Raw genomic sequence first — 17,721 nt, 5'->3', positions numbered from 1 at the left:
GGCTGTACAATTCGCGCCCTTATTTATTGTTTCCGTCGTTGAGAGGCCACATGACTATTGAAAAAGTCAATCTACTTGATTTTGATCGCCAAGGTCTGCGTAAATTTTTTGCTGAAGAGCTCAGTGAAAAAGCGTTCCGCGCTGATCAGGTCATGAAGTGGATCTACCATTTTGGTTGTGATGACTTCGAACAAATGACCAATATCAACAAGAAACTGCGTGAGCAACTGCAGCAACGCTGTGAAATTCGCGCGCCGATCGTTTCACAAGCACAACATTCGTCTGATGGTACGATTAAGTGGGCGATGCGTGTAGGAGATCAAGATGTTGAAACGGTTTACATCCCAGAGGAAGACCGAGCGACTTTGTGCGTCTCTTCCCAAGTTGGCTGTGCTCTGGAATGCAAATTCTGTTCAACGGCTCAGCAAGGTTTTAACCGTAACCTCAAAGTGTCTGAAATTATCGGGCAAGTTTGGCGCGCAGCGAGAGAAATTGGCCTTGAGAAAGAGACGGGTCGTCGTCCGATTACTAACGTAGTAATGATGGGGATGGGCGAGCCTTTGCTCAACATGAAAAACTTGATCCCAGCGTTAGAGATCATGCTGGATGATTTAGGTTTTGGCTTGTCAAAACGTCGTGTCACCGTGTCCACTTCGGGCGTGGTTTCTGGTCTTGATCAAATGACAGGGCAAATCGATGTTGCATTAGCGATTTCATTGCATGCACCCAATGACAAATTACGCAGCGAAATTATGCCGATCAATGATCGCTGGGATATTCAAGATTTCTTAGCCTCAGTGCGTCGTTATATCGCCACTTCAAATGCAAACCGTGGCAAGGTTACGGTGGAATATGTGTTGCTGGATCATGTCAATGACGATATGGACCACGCGCACGAATTGGCTAAGTTGATGAAAGGCACGCCGTGCAAAATTAACCTGATCCCATTTAACCCTTATCCCGGTTCACCTTATAAAAAACCGAGTAATTCACGTATTGACCGTTTTCAAAAAACACTGATGCAGTATGAACACACAGTGACGGTGCGTAAAACTCGTGGTGATGATATTGATGCCGCTTGTGGGCAGCTAGTCGGTGATGTGATTGATAGAACCAAACGGACCAAAATGAAACAAATGGGTGGCGATGTCATTCCTGTCAAATCGGTCTAAATCGGATGATAAAGCAAAGCCAGAGATTCCTCTGGCTTTGTGCATTTTTACCATTTGAAATAATTTTCCGCGATTTTGACGTCAATTTTATGAAAAATATTGACCTAGCTGTAATTTCTTTCCTAAAGCCATGTTGTTTAACGTCAAATATCCATTAGAATTGCTAACTGACGTAATGTTAAATTTGAACTGTCGCCTGCATCAATGAATGCAAATTTTTCACCGTGTTGGAATGCACCATTTTTTATTACTACGAACTAATAACAATAAAAGTGATGACGGTGCCATTCGAGCCATAACATAATGAGATGTACAAAACGGATGACTACTGAACAAGAACAGATTATTGCAGATGTAAAAACAGACACGGTGCAACCCGGCACTTTATTAAAGGCAAAGCGTGAAGCGTTGGGATTAACGCAAAAGCAAGTTGCCGATAGGTTGCGGTTACGTCTCTCTATCATTCAGAGTTTAGAAGATAATAACTTCGCCTCGGACCAAGTGGCGACGTTTACTCGCGGTTATTTACGTTCCTATGCGAAGGCCGTCGGGATCAAAGAGTCAGTTATTTTAGCTTCCTTTGATGATTGCTATCCTACGGTTGTCGCTGAACAACCGATGCAAAGTTTTTCGAAGAAAACCAAGCGAGAGAAACACGATAGCCGTATTATGACGCTGACATGGGGTATTTTTGCCATCATTATTGGTATTTCCTCATTATGGTGGTGGCAAAACCAAGAACAAGAGAATGTTGTGGTTGAGAGTTCACCATCAATCACGTCGACATCGGTTGAGCGTTTGCGAGATGAGGATTTCACGACCGTTCCTGAATTAGTACCTACGGTTGACGAATCTCAAGTAGAAGCAGAAGCGGTGGATATCCCTGTAGAAATCAACACTCAGGCTGCAGAACTTATCCCTTCACCTGAAGATGATACAGCCGAAGCCGACCTGAGTGCGAGCGACGATCCTGTATTGGATAAGACGCCACCGCAGGATGCAACGAATCCATACGCTCCTCTAACGCTCACATTCAGCGCAGATTGTTGGATTCAGGTGAAAGATGCAGCAGGCAAAACCCTTTCCACTGGGATTAAAAAATCAGGGCAAACCGTAACCTTGCAAGGTGAAGCTCCGTTTCAAATCATTCTTGGCGCGCCTGAAAGCGTTTCAATGACATTTGCAAGTGAACCTGTAGACCTTTCTGGGTATACTTCCGGTAAAGTCGCTCGATTCACCTTACCTTAGAAAATACTATGCAACACGAATCTCCAATTAAGCGTCGTTCATCGACGCGTATTTATGTCGGTAATGTGCCCATCGGTGATGGTGCTCCTATTGCTGTTCAATCTATGACCAACACGCGCACTACCGATGTTGCGGCAACGGTCGCTCAAATTAAAGCGTTAGAAAAAGTCGGGGCTGATATTGTACGGGTTTCTGTACCGACAATGGACGCGGCAGAAGCGTTCAAGTTGATCAAGCAGCAAGTATCCATCCCGCTGGTGGCTGACATCCATTTTGATTACCGCATTGCGTTGAAAGTCGCCGAATATGGCGTTGATTGCTTGCGTATCAACCCTGGTAACATTGGCAACGAAGAACGTATTCGCGCCGTGGTCGATTGCGCACGTGACAAGAACATACCCATTCGGATTGGCGTGAATGGTGGGTCGCTCGAAAAAGAGATCCAAATGAAATATGGTGAGCCAACACCGGCCGCTTTAGTCGAGTCAGCGATGCGTCATGTCGATATTCTTGAAAGACTCAACTTTGATCAATTCAAAGTCAGCGTTAAAGCATCGGATGTTTTTCTCGCCGTTGATTCCTACCGTTTACTGGCTAAACAGATTGCCCAACCTCTGCATCTTGGTATTACGGAAGCAGGAGGCGCAAGAGCCGGTGCAGTTAAATCGGCAGTTGGCTTAGGTATGCTGCTTGCCGAAGGCATTGGCGACACGCTGCGTATTTCACTGGCTGCGGATCCGATCGAAGAGATCAAAGTCGGCTTTGATATTCTTAAATCGCTGCGTATTCGCTCGCGAGGCATTAACTTCATCGCTTGTCCCAGCTGTTCACGTCAAGAGTTTGATGTGATCGCCACAGTCAATGCGTTAGAGCAACGTTTGGAAGATATTTTGACACCTATGGATGTCTCGATTATCGGTTGCGTGGTTAATGGCCCAGGTGAAGCTGAAGCTTCTCATCTTGGTTTGGCTGGCAGCAACAAGAAAAGTGCATTCTACGAAGATGGCGTCCGCCAGAAAGAGCGTTTTGATAACGATGATCTGGTCAGCCAACTCGAAGCGAAAATTCGCGCGAAGGCCTCTATTCTCGATGAGAAGAACCGAATCAACGTGACTCAAATCGAACAAAATTAATCTCAACGACCTTACGGTAAGTATTGTGGCAAAAACAATTCAAGCAATTCGAGGCATGAACGACTGCCTCCCAACTCAGTCTCCACTTTGGCAAAAAGTGGAAGGCACAGTGAAAAACGTGATTAGTGCATATGGCTACAATGAAGTACGTATGCCTATCGTTGAGATGACACATCTATTTAGCCGTGCGATCGGTGAAGTGACCGATGTGGTTGAAAAAGAGATGTATTCTTTTGAAGATCGCAATGGTGACAGTTTATCGCTTCGTCCAGAGGGTACCGCAGGCTGTGTCCGTTCTGGTATCGAAAATGGTTTGCTCTACAACCAAGAGCAACGTTTATGGTACATGGGGCCGATGTTCCGTCATGAACGTCCGCAAAAAGGGCGCTATCGTCAATTCCACCAATGTGGGGTTGAAGTGTTTGGCCTGGATGGTCCTGATGTTGATGCCGAGCTGATTATGATGACCGCGCGTTTGTGGCGTGAATTGGGCATCGACAAACATGTTCGTTTGGAACTGAACTCAATTGGTTCTCTTGAAGCGCGAGCCAATTACCGCACCGCTTTGATTGACTATTTAGAGCAGCATCAAGAGGTGTTGGATGAAGATGCCAAACGTCGCATGTACACCAACCCACTGCGTGTACTCGATACTAAAAATCCAGATATTCAAGCGATTTTAGGTGACGCACCCAAATTGTCTGAGTATCTAGATGAGGAATCCAAGCAACATTTTGCCGGCTTATGTGAACTTCTTACCGCTGCGGGTATCGAATACCAAGTTAACGAGCGCTTGGTGCGCGGCCTAGACTACTACAACCGCACCGTATTTGAGTGGATCACTGAAAGCTTAGGTGCTCAGGGTACGGTTTGTGGCGGTGGACGTTATGATGGCTTGGTAGAACAACTGGGTGGCAAAGCGACACCAGCAGTGGGTTTTGCCATGGGGTTAGAGCGCTTAGTGCTGATGATGGAAACACTGGAACTGACCGACGTGCGTCGCAGTGTCGATGTGTACATGGTCAGTGCGGGTGAAGGCACTATGATGGCAGCAATGAAACTTGCTGAGCAGTTGCGTGAACAGGTTCCGGGGCTGCGTGTTATGAACCATTTTGGTGGTGGTAACTTCAAAAAACAATTTAAACGTGCTGATAAAGTGGGCGCTGCGGTGGCTTTGGTATTAGGCGAAGATGAAGTCGCAGAAAGCACAGTAGTTCTCAAAGATCTTATCGGTGGTGAACAAATTACGATTTCTCAAACTGAAGTCGCGAGCAAACTGACGTATCTTGTGTAAGCAAGCGCATTTGAGACATCTATTAAAGAGGACAGGAAGTGGAACTCTACGATACTGAAGAACAACAAGTTGAAGCGATAAAAGATTGGTGGAAAGAGAACGGTAAAGCCGTGATCTTTGGTGCTGTAATTGGCCTTGGTGGCTTGTTTGGTTGGCGTTACTACCAAGATAGCGTTGTTGCTGCGCAAGAAGCCGCTTCTGAAAGTTATAGCAAAGCGGTAACTCAATTAGCCGCAAAAGGCGCAGAAGCTGAAATGGTTGTTCAGAGCTTTATTGATAGCAATAAAGGCACAGAATATGCCGTCTTAGCCGCACTACAACTTGCAAAAGTTCAAGTAGAAGCGGGTCAAATTGATGAAGCTTTAGCGCAGCTTGAATGGGCAAAAGCAAACACCAAAGATGATGCTATTCTACCGTTAGCGACCTATCGCGTGGCCCGTATTAAAGCGGAACAAGGCCAGTTTGATGCCGCCTTAGCTGATCTTACGACCATCACAGAGAAAGGGTGGGCGGGACGCATTGCGGAACTGCGTGGTGATATCTCATTGCGTAAAGGCGACACGGACGCGGCTTATGCGGCATACACGGAAGCACAACAAGCTGACGATGCAAGCCAAACGCTACAGATGAAACTGGACGATCTTGCCAAATAAGGGCACAAGTTGATGAAAAAGTTGTTCAACAAAGTGCTCGTTTCTGCCGTTGTGCTTGGAGCACTTGCAGGGTGTGCTAGTGAAGAAGACACCATTATCATGGCTCCTGTGCCAATGGTAACGAGTGAATTTACGCCCACAACTCAGTGGAGCACATCGATTGGTGATGGCGTAGGGCATTACTTCTCAAAGTTATCTCCAGAATACGCTTACGACAAAGTATTTATTGCTAGCCGTGATGGTTTGGTGAAAGCCTTGAACCCTAAAACGGGTAAAGAGCTGTGGAAAACCGATCTTGAACAAGATGGCACCATGCGTTTATCCGGCGGTATAGCGGCGGCCTATAGCCAAATTTACATTGGTAGTGAAAACGGTTTAGTCACTGCGCTTAATGAAGCTACGGGTGAGCTTGTATGGCAAGTTAAAGTCGACGGTGAAGTGCTAGCAGCTCCGGCTGCAGATGCGAACATGATCATTGTTAATACCAGTCGTGGCACTTTGGTGAGTTTAGACCAAGCGACGGGTGAGCAAAAATGGACCATCAGTACTGAAGTTCCTAATTTAACGTTGAGAGGCGACAGCAAACCTGTTGCGGTATCGGGCGGTGTTTTTTGGGGAACCTCAGGTGGCCGTCTTGCTGCCGCTATCGTTGAGCGTGGTCAGTTGATTTGGCAACAACCGATTGGCATGCCTAAAGGTGCCACTGAAATTGACCGCCTAGTCGATGTTGATGCCTCACCTATCGTGATTGGCGGCATGCTGTATGCGGTTGGTTTTAATGGCCAGTTGATCGCCATTGATCTGCGTTCGGGCAAACCAGCTTGGAAGCGGAATTACTCTTCAGCAACAGACATGGCTAGCGATGGTGGCCGATTATTTGTGGTGACCGACAAAGATCATGTGGTGGCTGTGGATACAAGAAGCGGTACCGAACTTTGGAGCAACAAACAGCTTGAACACCGTTTGCTAACTGCACCAGCGATTATCAATGGCTACCTTGTGCTAGGTGACAGTGAAGGGTATCTACATTGGATTGATCGCAGCAGTGGTGAATTCGTTGCCCAACAGTTGGTTGATAAGAGCGGTTTTGCGGTGAGTCCTCTCGCTGTCGATGATGGTTATGTCAGCATGACCCGTAATGGCAATGTAAAGAAACTGACGATTAAAAAATAAATCGTGATATAATTCACATTCGGCTCCTGGCTGGTAACAGTTAGGGGCCGTTTTATTGAATAAATAGATGTGGTTATAGGTAAAAATTTAATGCTTGCTAGCAAGTGTTTACCTATAACTACATAAGAAAAAATATTGTAGAGGTTAGTATGGTTCCTGTTGTTGCTCTTGTTGGGCGTCCCAATGTCGGTAAATCTACGTTGTTTAACCGATTAACTCGCACTCGCGATGCGTTGGTGGCGGATTTCCCCGGTTTAACGCGTGACCGTAAATATGGCCAAGCTAAATTGGGTGAGCACGACTTCATTGTTATCGATACCGGCGGTATTGATGGTAGTGAAGAGGGTGTAGAAACGAAAATGGCTCAACAGTCATTGGCCGCGATTGATGAAGCTGATGTTGTGCTATTTATGGTTGATGGTCGCGCTGGTTTAACGGCGGCTGATGAAGTGATAGCCCAACATCTGCGTAAGATTGAAAAGCGCGCTATTTTAGTCGTGAATAAAGTGGATGGCATTGACGCTGATGCTGCAAGTGCTGAGTTTTGGCAATTGGGCGTCGATCAAATGTACCAAATTGCTGCCGCTCATGGCCGTGGTGTTGGGATCCTTATCGACCGAGCTTTGAATCCACTTGCTGAAGAAATGCTCGAGCAGGCTGAAGGCGAAATCGAAGATCTAACCGACTTTGAAGATGCTGAAGAAGAAAAGTTAGATTACACCGAAGAAGAAGCCGAAGCTGAATACAAACGTCTGCAAGATCAGCCGATAAAACTGGCGATCATTGGCCGTCCGAATGTCGGTAAATCGACGCTCACTAACCGCATTCTCGGTGAAGAGCGTGTTGTGGTTTACGACATGCCCGGAACGACGCGAGACTCCATCTACATCCCGATGATGCGTGATGAGCGCGAGTATGTATTGATTGATACTGCTGGCGTGCGTCGTCGTACTCGCATTAACGAAACGGTTGAGAAATTCTCGGTCGTCAAAACCTTAAAAGCCGTTGAAGATGCAAACGTTGTTCTGTTAGTCATTGACGCTCGTGAGAATATCTCAGATCAAGATCTTAGCCTGCTAGGTTTTGCATTAAACGCCGGACGTTCGATAGTGCTTGCAGTCAATAAGTGGGATGGGCTCGATAACGACGTCAAAGAACGAGTCAAGAAAGAGCTAGACCGTCGTTTAGGCTTTGTCGATTTTGCTCGTATCCACTTTATCTCTGCATTGCATGGTACGGGTGTTGGTCATCTATTTGAATCGGTTCAAGAAGCGTATAAATCGGCGACAACACGTGTTGGTACATCGGTATTGACTCGTATTCTTAAAATGGCAACCGATGATCACCAACCGCCTATGGTTCGTAGCCGCCGCGTAAAACTTAAATACGCTCACGCAGGTGGTTATAACCCGCCGATTATCGTTGTACACGGTAACTTGGTGAATGAGCTGCCAGATTCTTACAAACGTTATTTGATGAACTATTACCGTAAGTCTTTAGAAATCATGGGTACGCCTATTCGTATCCAGTTCCAAAGCAGTGATAACCCATTTGAAGGAAAAGTGAATAAGCTGACCTTATCTCAAGAGCGTAAACGTAAACGCTTAATGACGATGATGAAAGGACGCAGCAAGTAGCCTTCCTCATAACTGAAATACCCAAGTTTAGACTTGGGTATTTTTTTGCCTAAAATTTATCATTGGCGATAGAACCTCACTTAACGTGGCGGTCTGGAAATGAAGTGCAGTACCAAAATGATTGAGTGAAAAACAGAGCACGGCAACGTTGCTGCTTTGTATAAGTATCAAACAAAATGAGTAGAACATTTTGCCAAAAGATCATTTTAATATATTCTGGTTTTTTTGATTTATTAGCTATTAAATGGAATTTTGTATCGTTATAAATCCATATGCAGAATATGTAACTTATGCTTTCGGTGTGTGGTTATATAAATGTTCTTTTGAGAGTAGATCGCTGAACGGAGCAGATAAAGCAAATGATCAGGCAGAGATCTTTTATCGATCATAGCCTAATGTGTATGAGGTGGTTGGTGAGCCTAAAGGTATTGTGATAGAGATCAAAGCTGAACTCTCGATAATCCGAGACCATACGTGCCGTTTGATGAAGTGTCGGCTATCACATGCACGATCTATCTACGCAAACGAGCTATCTATTAAAACGAACGATATAAAACATCTACCAAAATCACACTATGTGAAAGATGTTATGTGAAAGACACAAAGAGAGATGGGATCAATATGCAGGAAAATCTTTGCCCTTGTTGCCAAAATCCACTGGCGTGGGATGGGCGTTACCATTGTGCTCAGTGCAAACATCACTTTAACAAAATTGGTTTTTGCCCTGAGTGTGATTCTGAGCTGGAGAAATTGCAGGCGTGTGGCGCAGCAAACTTTTTCTGTAATTCATGCAATGAGCTCAAATCAAAATCTAAGATTCGATTTGAGTTTCAAGCACAAGATTAAGTTATTAATTAACGGTAGAGAAAACTTCGCCATCCGCCACTCGCGTAATCAATTGATCGCCAGTTTTTAGATCGCAAGCGCGGTGAATCACTTTGCCGGAGCTATCTCGCGTGATCGAATAGCCTCGTTTTAGTGTCGCTAATGGGCTTACTGCGTCAAGCTTCTCTGCGGCTAGCGCTAAACGGTGTGCTGTGCGCAGGAGCTTTTTCTCCATTACGTCCAGCAATCGTTGCTCGCTTTTGGCTAGTCGATGCTGCTGCTTCGCTAAGGTTTGTACGGGAGAATGCAACTGCAGTTGATGGTATTGCTGGCCAATGTGCTCGCGCTGAGTCGAAATATAGCGCTGTATCGCCCGCTGTAGGCGCATTTCTGTGTCATCAAGTTGCTGGCTTTGACGCTGCAAGCGATAAGTGGGGTGCTGTTTCTCTAGCGCGTGAACCAAAGCGCGTAAATGATGCGCTTGTTGACTGGTGTAATAGCGCATCGCACTTTGTAGTTTGTGTTGGTATGAGGCGAAAGCTTGTCGCTTATTATTGTTGTCTCGGCTGACTAATTCTGCAGCAGCGGAGGGGGTTGGGGCACGTACGTCAGCCACAAAATCAGCAATCGTCACATCGATTTCATGCCCGATGGCACTGATAATTGGGATCTGACTAGCGGCAATTGTGCGCGCTACGATCTCGTGGTTAAAACACCATAAGTCTTCTAAAGAACCGCCACCGCGACCCACAATCAATACGTCACACTCTTGCCTCGCATTTGCTCTACCAATTGCTTGAGCAATTTGAATGGCCGCTTGTTCGCCTTGAACCAGTGTAGGATAAATGATGACGGGCAAGCTTGGATCGCGCCGCTTGAGCACATCAAGAATATCAAACAGGGCTGCGCCAGTTTTTGAAGTAATAACTCCGACGCATTGAGGATTTTCCGGCAAGGGGCGCTTATTGGATTGTGCAAACAGCCCTTCCGCGGCCAACTGCATCTTCAGCTTTTCAAACTCTTGCTGGAGACGACCATCCCCTTCGGGTTGCATGCTCTCGATAATGACTTGGTAGTCACCTCTGGGTTCATAAAGAGAAAGACGCGCTTTAACAAGTACCTGCTGGCCATTTTTAGGTTTGAAGGTCACAAAGCGATTATTGCCTTTGAACATCGCACATTTTACCTGCGCGCGAGAATCTTTGAGTGAGAGATACCAATGGCCAGAAACCGGAGCGGAGAAGTTCGATATTTCACCAACGAGCCACACAATGCCCATTTCATTTTCAAGTAACAGGCGTACTTCAGCATTGAGACGAGAGACAGTGTAGATGTTTTCGTTGGTCAAAGAAGGCAAGGCTAATCCCCTAGACGAGGGTATGGAAATTAGCGGCAATATAATACATATCAAGGGTTGGAATGCAAATTAAAAATGAAAAAATGAGTGGTCAAGCGATTACCTCGGGCGTATAATCCGACCGCAATATCAAATCCAAATCGATTTATCCTGTTCATTGTGTATTAGGGCAAATTGAGACAACTTGGATTTACCTTTTATTCACTCCTCTTAATTGTGAGATATTGCAAATGCTAAGAATTGCCAAAGAAGCGCTGACATTCGATGATGTTCTTCTCGTACCAGCACACTCCACCGTTCTCCCAAACACAGCCGATCTCCATACTCAGCTGACCAAAAATATCGCACTGAACATTCCGATGATCTCAGCTTCTATGGATACAGTGACAGAGGCTCGCCTTGCGATCGCTCTTGCTCAAGAGGGTGGTATTGGTTTTATCCACAAAAATATGCCCATTGAAGAGCAGGCTGAACAAGTCCGTCTTGTCAAAATTTTTGAAGCGGGTGTAGTCACTGCGCCAGTAACAGTTCGCCCTGATGCAACCATTCAAGATGTGATTGCTTTGACAGAGAAACATGGTTTTGCCGGTTTCCCTGTGGTGAGCGATCACAATGAGCTTGTCGGTATCATCACCGGCCGCGATATTCGCTTTGTTACTGATTTAACAAAAAAAGTTGAAGCAGTCATGACACCAAAAGATCGCTTAGCCACAGTTAAAGAGGGCGCATCTCGTCAGGATGTACAAGAGCGCATGCACAAAGCGCGTGTTGAAAAAGTCTTGGTAGTGAATGATGAATTCAAACTGACTGGTATGATCACCGCGAAAGATTTCCATAAAGCAGAACGCAAACCGAATGCTTGTAAAGATGAACAAGGGCGTTTGCGTGTTGGTGCGGCTGTTGGTGCCGGTGCTGGCAATGAAGAGCGCGTAAAAGCATTAGTGGAAGCGGGAGTGGATGTTCTATTGATTGACTCTTCTCATGGCCATTCAGAAGGTGTACTTAACCGTATTCGTGAAACGCGCGCCGCTTATCCTGATCTCGATATTATCGGCGGTAATGTTGCAACGGGTGCCGGTGCGAAAGCTCTAATTGACGCGGGCGTAAGCGCGGTCAAAGTCGGTATTGGCCCGGGTTCAATCTGTACAACGCGTATTGTAACGGGTGTTGGTGTTCCTCAAATTACGGCGATTTCTGATGCAGCTGAAGTGGCTGATCAATACGGTATTCCTGTGATTGCTGATGGCGGTATTCGTTTTTCTGGCGATATTTGTAAAGCGATTGCTGCTGGTGCATCTTGCGTGATGGTCGGCTCCATGTTTGCTGGTACTGAAGAAGCTCCGGGTGAAGTTATTTTGTTCCAAGGTCGTTCATATAAAGCTTACCGCGGTATGGGTTCGCTGGGTGCAATGTCTCAAGGCTCTTCTGATCGTTATTTCCAATCTGACAATGCAGCTGACAAGCTTGTACCTGAAGGGATCGAAGGTCGTATCGCTTATCGAGGCCGTCTAAAAGAGATCGTTCATCAACAAATGGGTGGTTTACGCTCAAGCATGGGCTTAACTGGCTCGGCCACTATCGAAGATCTGCGCACTAAAGCCGAGTTTGTTCGTATCTCTGGTGCAGGTATGAAAGAGTCACACGTGCATGATGTTCAAATTACCAAAGAAGCGCCAAACTACCGCTTGGGTTAATGACGAACCACGAATAGCTTGAAGCTTATGGGGAGCGCGATACTCCCCATCCACTACATTAATGATTGAGATTGACCTTAAATGACTAAAGATATCCATGACCAACGTATTCTGATCTTAGATTTCGGCTCTCAGTACACACAACTGGTTGCCCGCCGTGTTCGCGAAATCGGTGTTTATTGTGAGCTGTGGAGCTGGGATGTTGAAGAAGCGGACATCCGTGAATTCAACCCAGATGGCATTATTCTTTCTGGTGGTCCTGAAAGCGTGACTGAAGCCAACTCTCCGCGTGCGCCACAATATGTGTTTGATTCTGGCGTACCTGTATTTGGTGTTTGTTATGGCATGCAAACCATGGCTGAACAGTTGGGCGGAAAAGTGGCCAGTTCTGAGGAACGTGAATTTGGTTATGCAGCTGTACAGCTAATGGGTGAATCGGCCCTGTTTAGCGACCTTGAGCTAACGCAAGACGTTTGGATGAGCCACGGTGATAAAGTGGTGCAAATTCCGGCTGATTTTGTCAAAACAGCGCAAACGGAAACTTGTCCTTATGCGGCAATGGCGAATGAAGAGAAAAAATATTATGGCGTGCAATTTCACCCAGAAGTCACGCACACCAAAAACGGTCTAAAAATGCTTGAGAATTTCGTTCTCAACGTTTGTGGTTGTGAGCGTCTATGGACGGCTGAGTCTATCATCGAAGATGCGGTTGCTCGTATTAAAGAGCAAGTCGGCGACGATGAGGTGATCCTTGGCCTATCGGGTGGTGTAGATTCGTCAGTTGTGGCGATGCTGGCTCACCGAGCGATTGGCGATAAATTAACCTGCGTATTCGTTGATAACGGCCTATTGCGTCTGAATGAAGCTCAGCAAGTAATGGATATGTTTGGCAACAAGTTTGGTTTAAACATCATTCATGTCAATGCAGAAGATCGTTTCCTCAACGCACTGCAAGGTGAGTCTGATCCGGAAGCGAAACGCAAAATCATCGGCCATGTGTTTGTTGATATCTTCGATGAAGAATCAAAGAAATTGAAAAATGCGAAATGGCTTGCGCAAGGCACGATTTACCCAGATGTGATTGAATCGGCTGCCTCTAAAACAGGTAAAGCGCACGTTATTAAATCTCACCATAACGTTGGCGGTTTGCCTGATGATATGGAAATGGGATTGGTTGAACCACTGCGTGAGCTTTTCAAAGATGAAGTACGCAAGATTGGCCTAGAGCTTGGTCTGCCTTACAACATGCTTTACCGCCATCCGTTCCCTGGTCCAGGCCTTGGCGTACGCGTGTTGGGCGAAGTGAAGAAAGAGTACTGTGATTTGCTGCGCCGCGCCGATGCTATTTTCATTGAAGAGCTGCATGCCGCTGATCTGTATAACAAAGTGTCCCAAGCTTTCACGGTTTTCTTACCTGTTCGTTCGGTAGGCGTTATGGGTGATGGACGTAAATACGATTGGGTTGTATCGCTACGCGCTGTGGAAACCATTGACTTTATGACAGCACATTGGGCGCACCTGCCTTATGAGTTCTTGGGTAAGGTTTCTAACCGTATCATCAATGAAGTGAATGGTATTTCTCGTGTGGTTTACGATATTTCAGGTAAGCCACCAGCCACGATTGAGTGGGAATAATTCCTCCAGAAAAGCGTACTCCTTCGGTGAGTGCCCTGTTATGATTGCTGCGAAATAGTCGGGGAGCCGATGCAGATTCTGCATCGGCTGAGATCGAAATTCGAGACCCGTCGAACCTGATTCAGTTAATACTGACGTAGGGAACTATGAGCACTTTGTCACGAGCCGAATAACAACGGCTAACCTTTGTAAATTCGATTACCGAACTTTCCAAACCACGGTCAAAGTCAGTTCCTGTATGTCTTGTCATAGGAGCGACCATGGCACAACCAATACAGAAACACACACAAGAAACGACGGTATTAAACATACCTGTTGTACTCACTATCGCAGGGTCTGATAGCGGTGGAGGGGCAGGTATTCAAGCCGACATCAAAGCGATATCGGCAACCGGCAGTTTCGCATGTTCCGTTATTACCGCCATTACTTCACAAAATACTCAAGGCGTCTCCGCCATTTTCCCCATTCCACTTGATCATATCGAAAGCCAGTTAGATGCCGTCTTTAGCGACTTGAAGATCGTGGCCGTTAAAATTGGCATGCTAGCCGATGCCAGTATCATCAAGATCGTTGCCAACAAAATGCAGCAATACCAACCCAAGAGCCTTGTGATAGACCCCGTGATGGTGGCGACCAGTGGTGATTTATTACTTGAGCAATCGGCAATCAGTACATTAAAAGAAATGTTGATCCCTTTGGCTGACATCATTACCCCCAATTTATTTGAGGGAGCAGTACTTACTGGCAAGCCGGTTCCTCAATCTGGAGTCGAAATGAGCGGTATGGTGGCTGATTTACGAGCGTTGGGTGCAAAGGCGGTGCTGCTAAAAGGTGGGCATTTAGAACAAGATGAAAACAGCAACGATCTTTTGATCATGCAATCTTCGTCAGAATTACTCAGTGCGAAGCGTTTTCCAACCCAAAATACCCATGGGACGGGTTGCACGCTCTCTTCTGCGATCGCTTCTTATCTTGCTCAAGGAAATAACCTGCACAAATCCGTGTATTTGGCTAAGCAGTACATATCGCAAGCCATTGGCTATGCCGATGAACTGGATGTTGGCCAAGGTCGCGGCCCAGTTCATCACTTTTTTACTGGCCACGCTCATGTGCGCTAAGCCATTGCCGGTGCGATGATGCTTGAGAAATTTGAGGCATTGGTTGTTCACTTAACCTGATGAAAAATAGATTGAACTCTAAAAGCCTCAAGCTTTTTTGAGGCTTTTTCATATTTATCGACTTGCCTTCAAAGGGCGATGTCGCCGTACGATAATTGGTTTACATCATGATGAAACCACTCGCATTTTGACATTTAATTAATAAGTTTCACTGTCAACAATGGCTCGGCTATCCATACTATTTTCACCGTACCCACTAAGCAAAAAATAAGGGATTGATATGTTGAAAAAAAAGCATTTAGCCGTGCTGATTAGCAGTGTCTTAGCCGCAAACAGTTACGCGTTAAATATCTTACCTGACCCTGAAAATTCCGCGGGTTATATTGTCTCTAAAGTAGAGCTACAAGCGGTAGAAAAAGCCAAAACAGCGGATCCTATGTATGCCATCTGGTCGAAAGCACTAGAAACGCGTTCGAATGCGATTGTTGAAGCAATAGTACCGGGTTTAAGTTCTAACCCTGAAAACGTCAAGCGTGTTGAACGAGTTTTTCCACAGTACGAGTGGGATTTCTTAACTCAAATGGCGGCTCCCGAATACACCTACACACGCTTCTTACGGGCAATTGGCAAATTCCCCGCATTTTGTGGCGAATATACGGATGGTCGAGATTCAGACGCAATTTGTAAAAAATCCATTGTGACGGCTTTTGCCCATTTCTCACAAGAAACGGGTGGTCACATTGCGAAAGACAACGTATCTGATAACCCGAATAGGCTTGAAGAATGGCAGCAAGCATTAGTTCATGTGCGTGAAATGGGTTGGTCTGAAGGGCAAAGTGGCTACACAACCGGTTGTAGCCAAAATGATTGGCAAAATGCTCGTTGGCCGTGCGCCGCCGGGCAAGGTTATTTTGGTCGTGGCGCGAAGCAGCTCTCTTACCATTTCAACTATGGCGCTTTTTCTGAAGTGATGTTTGATGGTGATGCCAAAGTACTGCTCAATAACCCCGGATTAGTAGCAGATTCTTGGTTGAATTTAGCCTCAGCGATTTGGTTCTTCTTAACACCTCAAGCACCGAAACCGGCAATGTTGCACGTAATTGACCGTACATGGACACCTTCGCAACGTGAAAGCGATGCTGGTATTGGCTATGGTTTTGGCACCACAATTAACGTTATCAATGGCGGCATTGAGTGCGGTGAACAGAACAAAGATAAAGGTCAACCGGTTAATCGCATTCGCTACTGGGAAGGGCTAGCGGATCATTATCAAATACCGATTGAGTCAGATGAAAAGAATACCTGTTGGCAGCAAACGCCTTACGGTAGCTTAAATTTGAACGGTGCGACGGATGTGTTGTATACCAACTGGGATGGTAATTGGAAATATTACTCTGATCGCCCAGGTGGCTACTCGTTTGAATGTGAACTGGTTGGTTTCCAAACCGCGTATTCAGCCCTTGTTGCTGGTGATTACGAAAAATGTGTGACTAACTTTTATGGTTCACATTCTAGCTGGCCCCAAGTGCGTGTTGTGGATGCGATTGATCCCGGTACGCCACCAGAGCCGCCAGTCGATGGCATCGTCGGCTGGGAAGCAACAAAGGTATACAACACGGGCGATAAGGTGAGCTATAAAGGCGCTACTTATGAAGCTAAGTGGTGGTCACAAGGTAATGAACCCACTCAAGGTGATCCTTGGAAGCTTATTACAGGTGAACCAACAGCGCCCACAACACCTGACCCTGTTGAGCCACCACCAGTGGTCAATGAGCCAGAACCGCCCGTCACGCCAGAGCCTACGCCACCAAGCAGTGATTTTTCAAGCTGGGTTGCAGGGGTTACTGTTGCAAAAAATGGCGATAAAATTACGCATAATGGAAAGTGTTTTATGGCTAAAAATAACCCCGGAGTATGGGAATCACCCACGCAAAGTAACTGGTTTTGGGATGAAATAAACTGTCAATAGAGAGTAACATTTAGCAAAAGGAGAGCAGCACGATCGAATTCGGTTGCTCCGCTCTCTTTTTGAACAGTCAAGTGGTTAAATTTACAATCTTAGTTTTCGTTAACGTTCTTTCCATTTTGTGTGCTACTCCACTAAAATCCGCGCGTAATTTTTATCAACATTTTTTAAGGTACTCGCGAATGTCTACTAAATTGGCCAATCCAGCGCCGCTAGGCCTAATGGGTTTTGGCATGACGACTATCCTGCTTAATATCCATAACGCAGGCTTTTTCCCTATCGACTCTATGATTTTGGCGATGGGTATTTTCTACGGTGGTTTAAGTCAAGTCATCGTGGGTATCATGTGTTTCAAACGTGGTGACACTTTTGGCACCACAGCGTTTACCTCTTACGGCCTATTTTGGCTCACATTGGTTGGCCTGATTGTCATGCCATACATGGGACTACCAGCAAGCCCTGCTCACTTTATGGGTTGGTACTTAGCGTTGTGGGGCATTTTCACTGGTTTCATGTTTATCGGTTCATTGTGCTACCCACGCGCTAAACAAGTGGTATTCGGCTCACTGACCATTCTATTTGCTTTACTAGCTGCGCGTGATTTCACTGGTAGCGAGCTTATCGGCACGATTGCTGGCTTTGAAGGCATCTTCTGTGGCGCAAGTGCGATTTATTTTGCAATGGCTCAAGTTCTGAATAATGAATATGGTCGTGTTATTTTACCGATTGGTGAAAAGAAAGCGCAAAACGCTGTTGTCGAAAAGTTGACGACACAAGAAATCGCAGCCTAATACGGGTTGATGAAAAAGAAAAAGG

At 45.9% G+C, this 17,721-nt stretch carries 14 protein-coding genes and 1 riboswitch; of the genes, 13 read left to right on the top strand and 1 reads right to left on the bottom strand.

Annotated features, from left to right (window positions below):
- The first annotated feature begins 50 nt into the window (after positions 1-50).
- The 8 genes from AACV32_RS02220 to AACV32_RS02185 all read left to right on the top strand — a co-directional run bounded on the left by AACV32_RS02220 (position 51) and on the right by AACV32_RS02185 (position 9,156).
- Complete coding sequence (locus AACV32_RS02220; RefSeq protein WP_026028096.1) at positions 51-1,172, top strand: bifunctional tRNA (adenosine(37)-C2)-methyltransferase TrmG/ribosomal RNA large subunit methyltransferase RlmN; 1,122 nt, start codon at positions 51-53, stop codon at positions 1,170-1,172.
- Between the two features lie 303 nt (positions 1,173-1,475).
- Complete coding sequence (locus AACV32_RS02215; protein WP_170894858.1) at positions 1,476-2,420, top strand: RodZ domain-containing protein; 945 nt, start codon at positions 1,476-1,478, stop codon at positions 2,418-2,420.
- 8 nt (positions 2,421-2,428) lie between these two features.
- Complete coding sequence (gene ispG, locus AACV32_RS02210; RefSeq protein ID WP_010320399.1) at positions 2,429-3,553, top strand: flavodoxin-dependent (E)-4-hydroxy-3-methylbut-2-enyl-diphosphate synthase; 1,125 nt, start codon at positions 2,429-2,431, stop codon at positions 3,551-3,553.
- Positions 3,554-3,578: 25 nt separating this feature from the next.
- The gene (hisS, locus tag AACV32_RS02205; protein WP_170894857.1) at positions 3,579-4,847 is read left to right on the top strand and encodes a histidine--tRNA ligase; all 1,269 of its coding nucleotides are present in this window, start codon (positions 3,579-3,581) and stop codon (positions 4,845-4,847) included.
- Between the two features lie 38 nt (positions 4,848-4,885).
- Positions 4,886-5,500 carry a YfgM family protein gene (locus AACV32_RS02200; protein WP_096036119.1) on the top strand — a complete coding sequence of 205 codons (615 nt, stop codon included), beginning with the start codon at positions 4,886-4,888 and terminating at the stop codon, positions 5,498-5,500.
- Between the two features lie 12 nt (positions 5,501-5,512).
- Positions 5,513-6,673: an outer membrane protein assembly factor BamB gene (gene bamB / locus AACV32_RS02195; protein ID WP_026027694.1), complete on the top strand. Its 1,161-nt coding sequence runs from the start codon at positions 5,513-5,515 to the stop codon at positions 6,671-6,673.
- Positions 6,674-6,822: 149 nt separating this feature from the next.
- A complete protein-coding gene (der, locus tag AACV32_RS02190; RefSeq protein WP_026028098.1) occupies positions 6,823-8,310 on the top strand; it encodes a ribosome biogenesis GTPase Der in 1,488 nt (495 codons plus the stop codon).
- A 621-nt stretch (positions 8,311-8,931) separates the two neighbouring features.
- Positions 8,932-9,156 carry a zinc ribbon domain-containing protein gene (locus AACV32_RS02185; protein WP_199871416.1) on the top strand — a complete coding sequence of 75 codons (225 nt, stop codon included), beginning with the start codon at positions 8,932-8,934 and terminating at the stop codon, positions 9,154-9,156.
- 4 nt (positions 9,157-9,160) lie between these two features.
- Here AACV32_RS02185 and xseA read toward each other — a convergent pair whose 3' ends face one another.
- Positions 9,161-10,492 carry an exodeoxyribonuclease VII large subunit gene (gene xseA, locus AACV32_RS02180; protein ID WP_026028457.1) on the bottom strand — a complete coding sequence of 444 codons (1,332 nt, stop codon included), beginning with the start codon at positions 10,490-10,492 and terminating at the stop codon, positions 9,161-9,163.
- Positions 10,493-10,722: 230 nt separating this feature from the next.
- Here xseA and guaB point away from each other — a divergent pair, with 230 nt between their 5' ends.
- From guaB to AACV32_RS02155, 5 genes are all read left to right on the top strand, one after another.
- Positions 10,723-12,186, top strand: a complete 1,464-nt coding sequence (guaB, locus tag AACV32_RS02175; protein ID WP_026028100.1) for an IMP dehydrogenase — start codon at positions 10,723-10,725, stop codon at positions 12,184-12,186.
- Between the two features lie 81 nt (positions 12,187-12,267).
- Positions 12,268-13,821, top strand: a complete 1,554-nt coding sequence (gene guaA / locus AACV32_RS02170) for a glutamine-hydrolyzing GMP synthase (protein ID WP_017044245.1) — start codon at positions 12,268-12,270, stop codon at positions 13,819-13,821.
- Between the two features lie 49 nt (positions 13,822-13,870).
- Positions 13,871-13,981: riboswitch (TPP riboswitch) on the top strand.
- A gap of 100 nt (positions 13,982-14,081) precedes the next feature.
- Positions 14,082-14,939 carry a bifunctional hydroxymethylpyrimidine kinase/phosphomethylpyrimidine kinase gene (gene thiD, locus AACV32_RS02165; protein ID WP_017049424.1) on the top strand — a complete coding sequence of 286 codons (858 nt, stop codon included), beginning with the start codon at positions 14,082-14,084 and terminating at the stop codon, positions 14,937-14,939.
- 280 nt (positions 14,940-15,219) lie between these two features.
- Positions 15,220-16,908 carry a chitinase gene (locus tag AACV32_RS02160; RefSeq protein ID WP_170894856.1) on the top strand — a complete coding sequence of 563 codons (1,689 nt, stop codon included), beginning with the start codon at positions 15,220-15,222 and terminating at the stop codon, positions 16,906-16,908.
- A gap of 179 nt (positions 16,909-17,087) precedes the next feature.
- A complete protein-coding gene (locus tag AACV32_RS02155; RefSeq protein WP_010320388.1) occupies positions 17,088-17,696 on the top strand; it encodes an acetate uptake transporter in 609 nt (202 codons plus the stop codon).
- The last annotated feature ends 25 nt before the right edge of the window (positions 17,697-17,721 follow it).

Origin of the sequence: Vibrio sp. B7 (assembly GCF_963888765.1) — a bacterium.
In the GTDB taxonomy this organism is placed as follows: domain Bacteria; phylum Pseudomonadota; class Gammaproteobacteria; order Enterobacterales; family Vibrionaceae; genus Vibrio; species Vibrio anguillarum.
Note: the sequence above shows the minus strand (reverse complement) of the source record. Positions and strands in the feature narration are given on the sequence as shown.